This is a genomic window from Actinomadura sp. NPDC000600 (assembly GCF_040492135.1).
In the GTDB taxonomy this organism is placed as follows: domain Bacteria; phylum Actinomycetota; class Actinomycetes; order Streptosporangiales; family Streptosporangiaceae; genus Spirillospora.
Map to the genome: position 1 here is coordinate 20641 of NZ_JBEUPD010000003.1, position 13467 is coordinate 34107.

At 70.9% G+C, this 13467-nt stretch carries 14 protein-coding genes; 6 read left to right on the plus strand and 8 right to left on the minus strand.

Going from position 1 to position 13467, the window contains the following annotated elements:
• Nucleotides 1–41: 41 nt before the first annotated feature.
• Together ABWI07_RS05210 and ABWI07_RS05215 are read right to left on the minus strand one after the other, a co-directional pair.
• Nucleotides 42–1634, minus strand: coding sequence for a hypothetical protein (locus ABWI07_RS05210; RefSeq protein ID WP_353817783.1), 1593 nt, complete (start codon nt 1632–1634; stop codon nt 42–44).
• Between the two features lie 102 nt (nt 1635–1736).
• Entirely contained in the window at nt 1737–3062 is a 1326-nt protein-coding gene (locus ABWI07_RS05215) for an MATE family efflux transporter (RefSeq protein WP_149262807.1), read from the minus strand.
• Nucleotides 3063–3400: 338 nt separating this feature from the next.
• On the opposite strand from ABWI07_RS05215, the gene dnaB reads away from it, so the two are divergent.
• Complete coding sequence (dnaB, locus tag ABWI07_RS05220; protein WP_353817784.1) at nt 3401–6022, plus strand: replicative DNA helicase; 2622 nt, start codon at nt 3401–3403, stop codon at nt 6020–6022.
• A gap of 365 nt (nt 6023–6387) precedes the next feature.
• Here dnaB and ABWI07_RS05225 read toward each other — a convergent pair whose 3' ends face one another.
• The gene (locus ABWI07_RS05225) at nt 6388–7257 is read right to left on the minus strand and encodes an NAD(P)-dependent oxidoreductase (protein WP_353817785.1); all 870 of its coding nucleotides are present in this window, start codon (nt 7255–7257) and stop codon (nt 6388–6390) included.
• 49 nt (nt 7258–7306) lie between these two features.
• On the opposite strand from ABWI07_RS05225, the gene ABWI07_RS05230 reads away from it, so the two are divergent.
• Nucleotides 7307–7708 (plus strand): MerR family transcriptional regulator, encoded by a 402-nt coding sequence (locus ABWI07_RS05230; protein ID WP_149262810.1) that lies wholly within the window; start codon nt 7307–7309, stop codon nt 7706–7708.
• A 13-nt stretch (nt 7709–7721) separates the two neighbouring features.
• Here ABWI07_RS05230 and ABWI07_RS05235 read toward each other — a convergent pair whose 3' ends face one another.
• The 3 genes from ABWI07_RS05235 to ABWI07_RS05245 all read right to left on the minus strand — a co-directional run bounded on the left by ABWI07_RS05235 (nt 7722) and on the right by ABWI07_RS05245 (nt 9553).
• Nucleotides 7722–8303: a carboxymuconolactone decarboxylase family protein gene (locus ABWI07_RS05235; RefSeq protein WP_149262811.1), complete on the minus strand. Its 582-nt coding sequence runs from the start codon at nt 8301–8303 to the stop codon at nt 7722–7724.
• Nucleotides 8293–8628: a hypothetical protein gene (locus ABWI07_RS05240; RefSeq protein WP_149262812.1), complete on the minus strand. Its 336-nt coding sequence runs from the start codon at nt 8626–8628 to the stop codon at nt 8293–8295. Before ABWI07_RS05240 ends, ABWI07_RS05235 begins: the two co-directional genes overlap by 11 nt.
• A gap of 358 nt (nt 8629–8986) precedes the next feature.
• Nucleotides 8987–9553, minus strand: coding sequence for a PadR family transcriptional regulator (locus ABWI07_RS05245; RefSeq protein WP_149262813.1), 567 nt, complete (start codon nt 9551–9553; stop codon nt 8987–8989).
• Between the two features lie 117 nt (nt 9554–9670).
• Here ABWI07_RS05245 and ABWI07_RS05250 point away from each other — a divergent pair, with 117 nt between their 5' ends.
• The 4 genes from ABWI07_RS05250 (at nt 9671) to ABWI07_RS05265 (ending at nt 12380) form a co-directional block, all read left to right on the plus strand.
• Nucleotides 9671–10063: a nuclear transport factor 2 family protein gene (locus ABWI07_RS05250; RefSeq protein ID WP_149262814.1), complete on the plus strand. Its 393-nt coding sequence runs from the start codon at nt 9671–9673 to the stop codon at nt 10061–10063.
• Between the two features lie 232 nt (nt 10064–10295).
• Nucleotides 10296–10850 (plus strand): RNA polymerase sigma factor, encoded by a 555-nt coding sequence (locus ABWI07_RS05255; protein ID WP_149262815.1) that lies wholly within the window; start codon nt 10296–10298, stop codon nt 10848–10850.
• Complete coding sequence (locus ABWI07_RS05260; protein ID WP_353817786.1) at nt 10847–11860, plus strand: CU044_5270 family protein; 1014 nt, start codon at nt 10847–10849, stop codon at nt 11858–11860. The genes ABWI07_RS05255 and ABWI07_RS05260 overlap by 4 nt, the downstream gene beginning before the upstream one ends.
• A 91-nt stretch (nt 11861–11951) precedes the next feature.
• Entirely contained in the window at nt 11952–12380 is a 429-nt protein-coding gene (locus tag ABWI07_RS05265; RefSeq protein ID WP_149262817.1) for an MmcQ/YjbR family DNA-binding protein, read from the plus strand.
• Here ABWI07_RS05265 and ABWI07_RS05270 read toward each other — a convergent pair.
• Nucleotides 12377–12811 (minus strand): hypothetical protein, encoded by a 435-nt coding sequence (locus ABWI07_RS05270; protein WP_149262818.1) that lies wholly within the window; start codon nt 12809–12811, stop codon nt 12377–12379. The two genes, ABWI07_RS05265 and ABWI07_RS05270, sit on opposite strands and share 4 nt — an antisense overlap.
• A 194-nt stretch (nt 12812–13005) precedes the next feature.
• Nucleotides 13006–13365, minus strand: a complete 360-nt coding sequence (locus ABWI07_RS05275) for a putative antibiotic biosynthesis monooxygenase (protein ID WP_353817787.1) — start codon at nt 13363–13365, stop codon at nt 13006–13008.
• Between the last annotated feature and the right edge of the window lie 102 nt (nt 13366–13467).

A 13467-nucleotide genomic window follows, 5' to 3' on the forward strand; every position in this document is an offset into this window, starting at 1 on the left:
GCGGGAGTGGCCGGCGAGGCGGGGGCGATCCGGGAAACGCGCTAACCGATCGTGTACGCACCGATCACGGTCTGGTCGACCAGGCCTGGGACGGTCATGCGGAGGGAGACCTGCCCGGCCGAAGGGTTGCGGATCGTCGCCGTCCAGTTCGCACCGGACTTGCGGACGGCGACCTTCCGCCACGCGCGACCCTCGTCGACCGAGAACTGGAGGGAGGGAGCCGCGGTCGAGCCGGGGACGTTCAGCGTGATCGGCTGCCGGGCTCCCGGCCGCGCGTGGTTCTGGTCGTCCAGCGGGGTGCGGAGGCGGATCCCCGGCAGCGACACCGGCTTGTCGTCACGGACCGTGAAGCGCAGGACGGTGTGCTCGGTCGAGCTGTGGTCCGACCAGGGAGCCTGCCGGGTCGCGTCCAAGGTGAGCGAGTAGTCGCCGGGAGGCGGTGCCGGCCAGTCGTAGGCGGCGCCGGGCTCGTCGCTCTGGTAGACGACGCGGTCCTGGGCGTCCCGCAGCACCGAGCGGCCGGTCGTCCCGGCGTAGGGCCCGAGCGCGCTCCGGCTGTCCCAGGTCGAGAGCATCGGGACCGCGATCGAGGGCTCTTGGCCTGCGGTCGACCAGATGGCCGTGCCTTGGCCGGACGTGAACGGCCCGATGTTCCACTCCTGGGTGTACTCCCCGGCACGCGGCGGCGTCAGCGACCGGGAGCGCTCGTCGATGCTGTCGTACGAGCAGTCCGGCGTGGTGACGCCCGAGTCGAGCGACCAGGTGAAGCCCGGGGTGAAGTACTCGGTGCGGGTCGTGGGCAGCGAGCCGACGCCGACCCAGGCGCCGATGCCGACGTCGCCCCAGTCGACGCCGACGTGCCCGCCGCCGCATGCGGGACGTCCTTCGGCGCCGTACCTGGTGCGGACCGCCGCGAGGTCGCCCGTACGGATCGGCTGGGCGAACGGCTCGTCCAGGCGTCCTTCGGTGAGGCTCGCGAGACTGTAGACGTAGGGGCTGGATTCGGTGGAACCCTGCTTGGTCATGATGGCCTGCGCGCGTAGGGCGAGTCCGGGCGCGGAGCCGGTGGGCGTCACGTAGAGGTCCAGGCCGTCATTGAAGGTCATGAGGGACTGCTCGCCGCCGATCCGCTGCGTCACCGTGATGCCCGCGGAGGCCAGCCCGGCGTCCGCGCGGTCGATCCGGGGCAGGATGGGGCGGCCTTCGCGGGCGTCCAGGACGAGGTCGCCGGGCTGGACGTCCGGCAGGTAGACGAGGGTGTTGGACGTGCCGGTCGGAACCCAGGCCATCACCGCGTAACGGCCGGCGGGCACCTCGCTCTCCAGGCGTCCGTTCACCACCGTGCCGCCCAGCCAGTCGCCGCCGTCCAGCGGGGCCAGCGTGACGAACACTTCCTCGGGGGCCTTCCCGTCGCGGTCCAGGACCGTGATGGAGACCTGCTCCCCCTTGGCCAACCGCGCCGAAGCGAGCGGACGGACGGGACGGGGCCGCTCGCCGTGGATCTGCGTGGCGCGATAACCGTCATGCGGGGTGGCGCGGGCATCCCGCGGCCGCGCAGGGCCGGGATCGGCGTGGGCCGGGGCCATGGCGGCGGCCGCCGTGCCGGCCAGCGTGAGCGCGAGACCGATTCCCACGGCCGTCTTCTTCAGGGACAAGGGGATACCTCCTGCTCGGGCGTCTACCTCCGCATGTCCGCAGGACGGCGAGCATTTCGGCATCGGATGATCTTTCCGGTGTCAGCGGACGGCGCCGGTGACCATCCAGCGGTCGCCGCGTGCCCGCAGGCCCAGCGTGACCATCCGGGTGAGCATCCACAGCCCGATCGCGAACCAGAGGCCGACCAGGCCCGTGTCCGTCCGGAAGACGGCGATGGCGGCGGGCAGGAAGACCGCGGTCGCGACCAGCGTCGTCACGGCGAGGTAGGCGCCGTCGCCGGCCCCGATCAGGATGCCGTCCAGGACGAACACCACACCGGCGACCGGTTGCAGCACCGCCACGACGAGCAGTGAGGCGAGCAGGAGGTCCCGGACGTCGCCGTCGGCGGTGAACAGGGCGGGCAGCCACGGCCGGACCACCAGGATGGCCAGGCCGAACACGACGCCGCAGCCGACGCCCCACCACACCATCCGGCGCGTGACGGCCCGCGTGGCGGTGATGTCGGACGCGCCCAGATACCGCCCGGTGATGGCCTGGCCGGCGATCGCGATGGCGTCGAGCGCGAACGCCAGCAGCGTCCACACCTGGAACCCGACCTGATAGGCGGCGATCTCCGGGTCCCCCATGCGCGCCGCGATCGACGTCCCGACGATGAGGACGACGCGCAGCGCCGCCGTCCGGACGAGCAGCCCGAGACCCGCCGTGGCGGAGGTGCGCAACCCGTCCAGGTCAGGACGGACCTGGGCGCCGTGCCGGCGGGCCGCGCGCAGCACCACGGCCACGTACACGGCGGCGCTGCCGGTCTGCGCGACGACGGTGCCCCACGCGGATCCGGCGATGCCCCACCCGAGCACGATCACGAACACCATGTTGAGCAGCAGGTTCAGCGAGAAGCCGCCGATCGACACGAGCAGCGGGGTGCGTGTGTCCTGGAGGCCGCGCAGCACGCCCGTCCCGGCCAGGACGACCAGCATCGACGGGATCCCGAACAGGCTGACCCGCAGGTACGTCGCGGCGTAGGGCGCCACGCCCGGGGACGCGCCGAAGGCGTCCACGATCCAGGGGATCAGCGGCCAGCCCACCGCGATCAGCGCGGCGCCGATGGCGATCGCGAGCCACATGCCGTCGATGCCCTGCCTGATCGCCGCCCGCAGGTCGCCCGCCCCGACCTGGCGCGCCACGCCCGCGGTCGTCCCGTAGGCGAGGAAGACGCAGAGGTAGACGAGCGTGTTCAGGGCCTGCCCGGCGACACCGAGCCCGCCCAGCTGGGCGGTGCCGAGATGCCCGACGATGGCCGAGTCCGAGAGCAGGAAGAGGGGTTCCGCGACGAGCGCGCCGAAGGCCGGCACGGCGAGGCGCAGGATCTCGCGGTCGTGCGCGGACGCGAGCCGCCGGGGAGTCGTCACCGCGCCGAGGGTACCAGCGTGTAACTCACAAATAAAATAAGAGCCTTACATCGCCCCACTCGGCCGACTTTCTTTCCCGCACACCCGGTGGACGACGTTACCGCAGTTCAGCGGGGTTGATCGGGCCTCGTCCACGACGAATCCACAGAGTTGTCCACAGGTCGTGCACAACCTGACCCGCGTGTCTGCACAGGCCGTCCACAGGCTTGTCCACAGCTCGCTTTGCCCGCGGCGGCGCGGGCTCGGGAGAATGTCCGACGCGTCAGATAGACGTGAGGTGAACGGTCGGCGATGGGCGGACGGGGCCGCCGGCGGGCCAGATGAAGGGGGTGTCGGCGGTGAGCGTGGCGGATATCGGGCCGCAGGGGCATGAGTTCGAGCGCACCCCCCCGCACGACATCTCGGCCGAGCAGGGCGTCCTCGGCGGCATGCTGCTCTCCCAGGACGCCATCGCCGAGGTCGTGGAGATGCTGCGCACCCCCGACTTCTACCGCCCCGCCCACCAGATCATCTACGACGTCATCCTCGATCTCTACGGCCGCGGCGACCCCGCCGACGCGGTCACCGTCGCCGGCGAGCTCACCAAGAACGGCGAGATCGGCCGCATCGGCGGCGCGCCCTACCTGCACACCCTGATCTCCCTGGTGCCCACCGCGGCCAACGCCGGGTACTACGCCAAGATCGTCCACGAGCGCGCGGTCCTGCGCCGCCTGGTCGAGGCCGGCACCCGCATCGTCCAGATGGGCTACGCCGCCGACGGCGCCGACGCCGACGAGGTCCTCGACCGCGCCCAGGCCGAGGTCTTCGCCATCGCCGAGAAGCGCGCCGGCGAGGACTACGTCGCGCTCAGCGAGATCATGCCCGGCGCCCTGGACGAGATCGAGGCGATCGGCAGCCGCGGCGGCCAGATGGTCGGCTGCCCCACCGGCTTCGCCGACCTCGACGCCCTGACCAACGGCCTGCACCCCGGCCAGATGATAGTGGTCGCTGCCCGCCCCGCCATGGGCAAGGCGACTTGTCTGACTACGCCTCTTCCGACCCCATTTGGCTGGACCACGATGGGCGAAGTGTCCGTTGGTGACTATCTGATCGGAGCCGATGGGAAGCCGACTCGTGTCGTGGCCGCAACCGACGTCATGCACGGCCGTCCGTGCTACGAGATCGAGTTCTCCGACGGCGAAGTGATCGTCGCGGACGCCCAGCATCAGTGGCGGACGACGACCCGAGCCGCCCGCCGCCAGAATAGCGAGAACAGCACGGCCTACTACTGGCCGCGGGAGGCCGTCAACCGCGTCCGCTGGGCGACGGCGGAGGCCAACGAAGGGCCTCGTCAACTCATCACCCATGGTGAAGCGGTGGCCAAGGTCGGCGCCGAGTTCAAGCATGCGCTCTATGCGGTAACGCGTGAGCTGGGGCATCGCGGCGAGGCCGACGTGAGCCTCTCCAAGCGCCGGCCCCGCTACGAGTGCACGAGTCTCTACCGAGGGCTGCTCGGGCGCGCGGTGCGCCCGAAGAATGCCACGACAACGGCGCAGCACCGTCCCATCAAGACCACCGAAGAGATCGCCGCGACGCTGCGCTGCGACGGTGACAGCCGCCCCAACCACACGGTCGAGGTCGCCGCACCGTTCCAACTCCCGAATGTGGACCTGCCCATCGCCCCGTATGTCCTGGGCGCGTGGCTCGGTGACGGAGACAGCTGGAGCGGCTCTCTCACCTGTTTCGACGAGGAGATCCTCAAGGAGATCGAAGCGGCAGGGCAGCCGGTCGTGGGACGCAAGACGTCTGGGCGGTTCGGTCTGCCCGGCGTCACCACAAAGATCAAGGCACTCGGTCTCTGGCGGAACAAGCACATTCCTGCGCCTTACCTGCGGGCTTCGGAGGCGCAACGGCGGGCGCTGCTCGCGGGGATGCTCGACACGGACGGCTATGTCTCGGAGAACGGGCAGGTCCAACTCGCCTTCGTGAACAAGCGGCTCGCCGATGACGCGCACGAGCTGATCCTCAGCCTCGGCTACCGCGCGACGATGCGGACCAAGCGTGTGAAGGGGCGGTCCGAGGAGACATCGACGTTCTACCGGATCAACTTCACACCTGCGGAGACGGTGTTCCGGTTGCCGCGCAAGGCGACTCGGCAGCGGGAGTCCGTCCATCCGAAGGCGCAGGTGCGGTACATCGTGGACGTGCGGCCCGTAGAGAGCGTGCCCGTCCGGTGCGTCCAGGTCGACAACGCCGACCACATGTACCTGGCGGGGCGCTCCTGCATCCCCACGCACAACTCGACGCTCGCCCTCGACTTCGCCCGTGCCGCGTCCATCAAGCACGGGCTGACCTCGGCGTTCTTCAGCCTGGAGATGGGCCGCAACGAGATCACGATGCGCCTGCTGTCCGCGGAGGCGCGGGTGGCGCTGCACGCGATGCGGTCCGGCACCATGCAGGACGAGGACTGGACGCGCCTCGCCCGGCGCATGAGCGAGGTCGCCGAGGCGCCGCTGTTCATCGACGACTCGCCGAACATGTCGATGATGGAGATCCGCGCGAAGTGCCGGCGCCTGAAGCAGCAGCACGACCTTCGCCTGGTGATCATCGACTACCTGCAGCTGATGACCTCGGGCAAGCGCGTCGAGAGCCGCCAGGTCGAGGTGTCGGAGTTCTCCCGCTCGCTGAAGCTCCTCGCCAAGGAACTGGGCGTCCCGGTCATCGCGCTCTCCCAGCTCAACCGAGGCCCCGAACAGCGAACCGACAAAAAGCCCATGGTGTCCGACCTTCGCGAATCGGGCAGTATCGAGCAAGATGCGGACATGGTGATCCTGCTGCACCGCGAGGACGCCTACGAGAAGGAGTCGCCGCGCGCCGGCGAGGCCGACCTGATCGTCGCCAAGCACCGCAACGGCCCCACCGCCACCGTCACGGTCGCCTTCCAGGGCCACTACAGCCGCTTCGTGGACATGGCCCAGTAACACGACCCAGCAGCACAGGCGCGCTCCACGCGAACGCCCGGGAAGCCGAATCCCGACGCCTGCCGTAGCGAGGCCTGGCTCACCGTCGCGTAGCCCGGCGACCTCTCCCTGGTGGCGATGTCGCTCACAGCGGTGGCGTGCTCTCCTGGGATGAGACTTCCGATCCGTTGACGGGGGTGGGGCTGGTGGGCATCGGCGATCTGCGGTTGGAGTTCTGTCCGCGGCCTTGTCTGGTGCGGCTGCGGGTTCCGCCTTTCGTTGTCCAAGCGCTCCAGTTGCTTCAGGCGCGGGGATTGTTCGGCGGTGAGGCGGGGGCGGGCCGGCCTTGAGCGGGCCGGCGGGCCGCGAACGGTGGTGTAGGTCGGTCAGGGGGTGGTGAACTCCTTGATCAGGACAGGGTACTGCTCGTGGCCGTGTCCGGCGGCGATGGAGCGGTCGGCCATTGCCTTGAACAGCTTGGGGAGTTCGGCGTTGACGCCTGCCGCCTCGCACTCCTCGACGAGGTGCGCCATCGCCCGCGCGTCGGTCTCCAGGGCCGACACCTCGGCGGGGAAGGAGCCCTGGTCGACCTGCGCGGCATACCCGGGGAGCCACCCGGCCACGACGGTGGCGATCTGCTGTGCGAACGGCGCGTACGTCACGGCGTCGACACGAGCCGTCCTGAGCAGGGCGGTGCCCTGGAGCCAGGCGTTCAGCACGCTCCACATCATCGCCAGGCCCGCCACGTCGTACAGGGACGCCAACCCGTGGTCCGCGCCGAGGTGGGTGGCGGTGCCGAGCGCGCCGAGTGCCGGCTCGTGCGCCTCGAAGTCCGCTCGCGGCCCGCTGTAGAGGATCAGCGCTTCGGCGGTCCCGATGGCCGGCGGGACGGCCATGATCGCGCCGTCCAGGTAGCGGGCGCCGCGCTGCTCGGCCCATCGGGCGGTTTCGCGAGCCTGGGCCGAGCTGCCGGAGGTGAGGTTGACCAGGGTCGTGCCGTCCAGCTCGTTCGCGTCGAGCACCTCGTGCACGGCCTGGTAGTCGGTGAGGCAGATGATCGTCAGCGGGCCCGCCTTGAGTGCGTCGCCGACCGTCGGCGCCGGTCGTGCGCCTTCGGCCGCCAACCGGTCGGCCTTGGAGGCCGTGCGGTTCCACACGGTCGTGGGAAGCCCGGCCTTCAGGAACGCGCCGGCGAGAGCCCGGCCCATCAGGCCGAGCCCGAGGACCGTCACAGGGATGTCGGTGTTGTCGCTCATGGCAGCATCGTCAACGTTGATACCGGTCTGAAGGTCAAGTGAGGATGCGATGCGGATCGGAGAGCTGAGCCGCAGGACGGGCGTCAAGGCCCATCAGCTGCGCTACTACGAGGCGCAGGGCCTGCTGGAGGCGGACCGCGGCGCGAACGGCTACCGCGAGTACGACGAGGGCGCCGTGGTCCGGGTGAAGCAGATCCGGCACCTGCTCGACGCGGGTCTGTCCTCTGAGGACATCGCATACCTGCTGCCTTGCGCGGTCGGGGAGGCCCCGGAACTGCTCGGGTGTCCCGAGTTGCTGGCCGCGATGCGGACGCGGTTGCGGCGCATCGACGATCAGATGGAGAGGCTGGCTCGGTCCCGCGGCGCTCTCGCCGACTACATCGATGCGGCCGAGCGGACGGACGGCGAGAGCCCTCCCCTCTTTGCCTGCGTGGAGCCGCTTCCCGCCTGAGGCGCCCGCCGGGTTACCGGTAGCCGCGCTTGAGCAGGTAGCCGGCTCCGGCTTCGAAGTCCTCCGGGGTGAGCAACTCGAATCCGAAGGCGTTGGCGAGGCGGGCGGTGACGGTGAACGCGGCGCAGACCGCGAGCGCGTCCTCGACCTGCCGGGGTGAGACACCGGCGGCCAGCACGTCCCGCATGTCGTCGGCGCCGACCTCGCCCTCCCGGGTCAGCTTGCCGAGCATTCGCAGCGTCGCCCGCAGCGGCTCCTCGACGGGGGCCGAGTCCAGGTCGGCCAGCACCGCCGCGACCCGGGACTCGTCCTGGTATGCCCGGCTCGCTGTCGCCGTGTGCGCGGCGACGCAGAAGGCCGACTCGTTCACCTTGGACACGTAGGCCGCCATCAACTCCCGGTCGCCCACCGACCAGTCGGACGGCCCGCGCATCGCCTCGTGGGTGAACTCCTTCGCCCGGGTGCCGTAGAAGTCGGGCCGGTAGAAGACCAGCTTGGCGGCGTCCGGCACCGGATGCCTGGAGAGCAGCCGGATGAGCGCGAACAGCAGCTTGGTTCGCCGGTCGTAGCCGTGGTCGAGGATGTCAAGACGCATGGCCCGGCCTCCCTTCGCCGGTAGCTTCGGCCAGGGCGGCCAGCCCGGCTTCGTACAGCCGGTCGGACTGGCCGACCGCGGCGCAGACCACCAGCTCGAACACCTGGTCCTCCGTGCAGCCCGACGCCTTCGCCGCGGCAAGGTCCGCCTCGGTGACCTGGGCCGGGGTGTCGACGACCTTGCCGATCAATGTGTCCAGCGGCGGGGCGAGCCCATCGTTGCCGAAGGCGCGTGCCCGCTGGTCCGCAGGCGCCCGGCCCTCCCCTTTCAGCACGCGATCCACCAGGGCTCGGTGCGCTGCCCGCTTCACGTCCTCGTCCGGCATGGCTCCTCCTTCGCAGCCGGTTCGTCCGCCCTCATCTACAAGACGATCGGCGCCCCGCCGAACAAGACATGCGGCCGAAGAACTGAGCATCGAGATGTGTCCCGATCCGACGTCCGGGCGGTCGCCGAGCCGAGGCCGAGCGCGGCCTGGCGTCCCTGCCTCTGGACGCCCACACAGGCATTCCCGTCGGCGCCGCGCTGCACCCCGTCCACGCCCGCAAGGATTCCTTCACCACTTTCCCCGTACGTCCTGCTCCACTGCCGACCAGCCTGATGACTGCCGGCCCGGCCCGAGGCATTCCGCTCCGCGTGCCGCAAGGCGGCCGCCGGCGCTGGGTGCGGTCTCCGGGGTGCTGAGATCAGGGCTTGAGGGAGCTGGTGCGGCGGTCGAGGACGGTCAGGGTCTCCTCGCACCAGCGGAGGTTCTCGCGCTCGAAGGCCAGGCCGCGCATCAGGGTGAGGTAGGGGCCGATCCGGTCGGCGGTGGCCAGGTACTCCTCTTCGGAGCGGCCGTTCAGGAAGCGCGCCTGGAGCCGCTCGAAGCGGGCGATCTTGGATTCGGCCCAGGTGCGGCGCTCGCGGAGGGCGGACATGACGGCCTCGACGTCCCCGGCGTCCACCGCCTGGACCTGGACCATCAGCTCCTCGCGCATCGCGCCGGGACGCGGGGGCCTCGCGGTGAAGTCGTGCAGGGCGCGGCGGCCGGCGTCGGTGAGGGAGAACAGGCGCTTGTTGGGACGGCGTTCCTGCTGGACGACCCGCGCCTGGATCAGGCCCTCGGCGGCCATCTTGTCGAGCTCCCGGTAGAGCTGCTGCGGGGTGGCCATCCAGAAGTTGGCCACGCCGGCGTCGAAGCTCTTGGACAGGTCGTACCCGGACGCTTCGCCTTCCAGAAGCGTGGCCAGCACCGCGTTCCGCAACGACATGGTCCCGAGCGTATCGGCCCGTGATCGCCGCCACGTCCCCGACTGGTGGACGACCTCCCACGACATGGCTAGTGTAATTTGCACCTAATCAACAAGTTGGATATTCGGGGGTGTCGGATGCATCCGTTCCGGCGAGCGGTGGAGGCCGGGGACACGGCGGCGATCGAGGGGCTGCTGGCCGACGACGCCGTGTTCACCAGCCCGGTCGCGTTCAAGCCGTACCACGGGAAGGCGATCACGGCGGCGATCGTGCGGGGCGCGGCGCGGGTGTTCCAGGACCTCCGCTACGTGCGGGAGATCGCCAGCGCCGATGGCCGCGACCACGCGCTCATGTTCGAGGCGACCGTGAACGGGCGCCAGGTGCACGGGTGCGACTTCCTCCACATGGACGAGGACGGGCTGATCGACGACCTGACCGTGATGGTGCGCCCGCTGTCGGGGGCCACCGCGCTGGCCGAGGCGATGGCCGCGCAGTTCGAGCGGATCGAGCGCGAGGCCCTCAGCTCCTGAACGTCTCGCGGGCGCGGCCGATGATCCCGGCGTTACGCTGCGGGCATCCGGGCAGAAGCTCGTCCTGCTCGGTCGAAGACGTCCGCGGGCCCGCGCGAACCGGCGGCAGGGCCGGTGCCTGAGCCGCGGCCCCCTGGGCGGTAACACCGGCGTCCTTCTCGACACGTACGGGGTGTTCCCGCAGTCAAGGAGGGCCACGTGCGACTGGAGAGACCACGCCACCGGGGCTTCGATGGATGACCGCAAGGCCAGGTTCGAGGCCGTCTACGCCGCCACGTACGAACCGATCCTGGGGTACGTGCTGCGCCGGTGCCCGTCCCCGGACGACGCCGCCGACGTCGTCGCGGAGACCTTCACGATCGCGTGGAGGCGGCTGGACGACATCCCGCCCGGCGGCCGGGCGCGCCTGTGGATGTACGGCGTCGCGCGCCGGGTGCTGGCCAACCACTGGCGCGGGGAGGCGCAGCGCCGGCGGCGCACCACGAGCCTGCGCCACGACCTCCGCGACGAGATCGCCGCGGTCGGTTCGGATCCGGCCGAGGCGTCGGCCATCGCCGAGGCGTTCGGCCACCTGTCGGACGACGACCGCGAGGTGCTCGGCCTGGTCGCCTGGGAGGGACTCGACCACTCCGCCGTCGCCGCGGTCCTCGGCTGCTCGGTCGGGGCCGCGCGCGTCCGGTTGCACCGGGCGCGCAAGCGCTTCTCCCGCGCGCTGCGCTCGGCCCAGGCCGAGGTGGCGCCCGCGGTCACCAAGCGTCCCACCGGCGAACGGAGGTCCCTGGCATGAAGCACCACTCCACCGATGGCCTCGTGCGGTCGATGGCCCGCGTGCACGACGAGACGCTGGCCGGGTTCGCCGACCGACCGGGCGCGCGCCGCCTGGCGGAGGCCGTCACGGCACTGGACCCGTCCGATGTCGTGGACGCCGGGCCGTCGGCCCGGAGGGACCCGGAGCGGCAGCGCCGCCGGTTCTCACTGCCGGGGCCGGGTGTCCGGCTCGCCGCCGTAGGCGCACTGGCGGTGGCCGCCGTCGCCGGTGCGGGCGTCCTCGGAGGCGGCGAGGAGGAACCTCCCGGTCCGCCATCCCCTGCCGTCTCGCTGAGCTCGGTCGCCGAGGCGGCGCACGTGCTCGACCGGGCCGCCGCGGCCGCCGAGAAGGGGCACTTCCGCACACCCCGCCCCCACCAGTGGATCTACACGAGGATGCGGCTGACGACGTCGGCCAATGCGGGCGGGGCCGCCTGGGGCGGTCCGTACAAGACGGATACCTGGGATTCCTGGCGGCGGGTCGACGGCAGGCAGAACGCGGCGCTCAAGGACGGCAGGGTGCGGCTCGGGCACGAAACGGTGGACTCGGCCGCCGCGGCCAGGTACGACCCGCTGCCCAGCGATCCCGATGCGCTCCTGCGGAAGATCAGCGCGGGCGGCGGCGGCGATGAGCTGACCTACGAGATCCTGGCCACCATCCTGCGTGAAAGCGTCCATTCCCCTGCGCAGGAGGCGGCGATCTTCCGGGCCATCAAGCGGATCCCGGGCGTGACGCTGGTCGAGGGCGAGGTTGACGCCGACGGCCGTCCGGCGATCGCGCTGGGCCTGCTGGTGGACGGCTGGCTGCACCAGGAGGTGCTGCTCGACCCGAGCACCTACGCCTACCTTGGGGAACGGGCAGTGACGATCAAGGACCGGACGTTCGAGTCCGAGGGCGAGCCCAGGAGGACGCTGAGGGCGGGGACCGTGCAGCGCATCATGGTCCGCGTCGCCATCGGAATCGTCGACAAGCCCGGCCAGAAGCCCTGACCGCCAACGTGGGCCCCGCCGACCGGCATGCGCCGCGGCGGGGCTTGGGCAATCCAGGGCTGGGGCAGTGAACCGGAGTACGCTGCCCGGCATGCAGGCAGACGATCGTCCTGCCCGGGTGGAGGACGTGCACGAGCTGGCACAGGCGATGCCTCATGTCACGGTCGAGCACGGCAAGAGCGGGAATCCCGTCTACCAGGTGGGACGCAAGTCGTTCGTGTTCTTCCGCACCCCTCGCCCCGACGCGGTCGACCCCGTCACGGGCGAGCGCTACCCGGACGTGATCGTCTTCTGGGTGCCCTCCGAGTCCGACAAGGAGGCGCTCGTGCAGGACGAGGCGTCGCCGTTCTTCACGACCCCGCATTTCAACGGCCACCGCTCGGTGCTCGTCCGGGCGAGCCGCCTCGGTGAGCTGACGCGGCGGGAGCTCGCGGAGGTCGTCCAGGACGCGTGGCTGTCGCAGGCGTCGCGCAGGCGCGCGGAGGCCTGGCTGCGCGACCGTCCCGGCCTGGAGCCCTAGTCGGCGACCTTCGTGTAGGTGATGTCGAAGTCGTGCTCCCAGGTCTGGTTGTCGAAGGACTTCTCCCAGGCCGCCTGGATCGTGCGGCCGTCGGCGCCGACCGTCCCGGTGAAGCGCTGATCGAACCCTGGGGCGTCCCGCCACATCTTCCAGACGCCGCCGTCGAAGGTCATCCGGTAGACGCGGGACACGCCGCGCGCGTCGTAGTACAGGACGGTGTAGAGGTCAGACGAGTCGTCGGGACCGACCAGCTGGACGGCGGTCGGTGCGGGAGCCGGCGGCTCCGACCGGATCCGCAGGAAGGCGCCGCCTTCCGACCGGTCGATGGTCACCCTGCCCTGCGCGTCACCGAACTGCGGAACCTCGGCCGTCCACTCGCCGACCAGCACGTCCAGCGCTTCCAACGCCGGGTTCGGCGGCATCGTCGCCATCGCGTCTCCTCCGGTTCTCGCGAACTCCCGGAGCGCGAACCGGACTCGAACCGGTTGCCTCCGGCTTCGCTCACATTCTTCCCGCCTCCGGATGATCGAGGAAGCGGTGGACGTGTCGGGGCGGCGGTGGCCCCGGCCCGTGGGCCGGGGCCACCGCCGCCCCGGGCCGGTCGACCTCCAGGTCCTCCGGCCTGTCACGTGTGGACGGGCTCGCGGTCGGAGGGTTCGGTCGCGCTGCCCGCCGGGGCCGTCACCGGTCCGGAGGCGGCCCACCGGTTGACCAGGCCGGCCAGCCTCGGCATGACCAGGTTGACCATGACGGTGACGAGAACCCCGCTGATGACCGCGGCGCGGCCGGCCATCGGCAGCGCGGCGAGCAGGTCCCCGAACAGCGCGAGCAGCAGCATGACCACGGCGAACGCCACCAGCCACGCGGCGAGGGTCATCGCGAGCCGGACCCGGACCGGGGGACTCACCGCTGCCCGCCCTGCCGGACGGCGTACGCGGCCAGGCCCTTGGGGGCCCTGGATCTCCGACATCACCAGCTTGCCCATGATCATGCACCTCGCTTCCGGTCGGTTCGTCCGATGACACCGACGCTAAGGCGACCGGCAGTGATAAGTCCAAGACAGGCTTGCGCTTGCTGTAATAGCGTT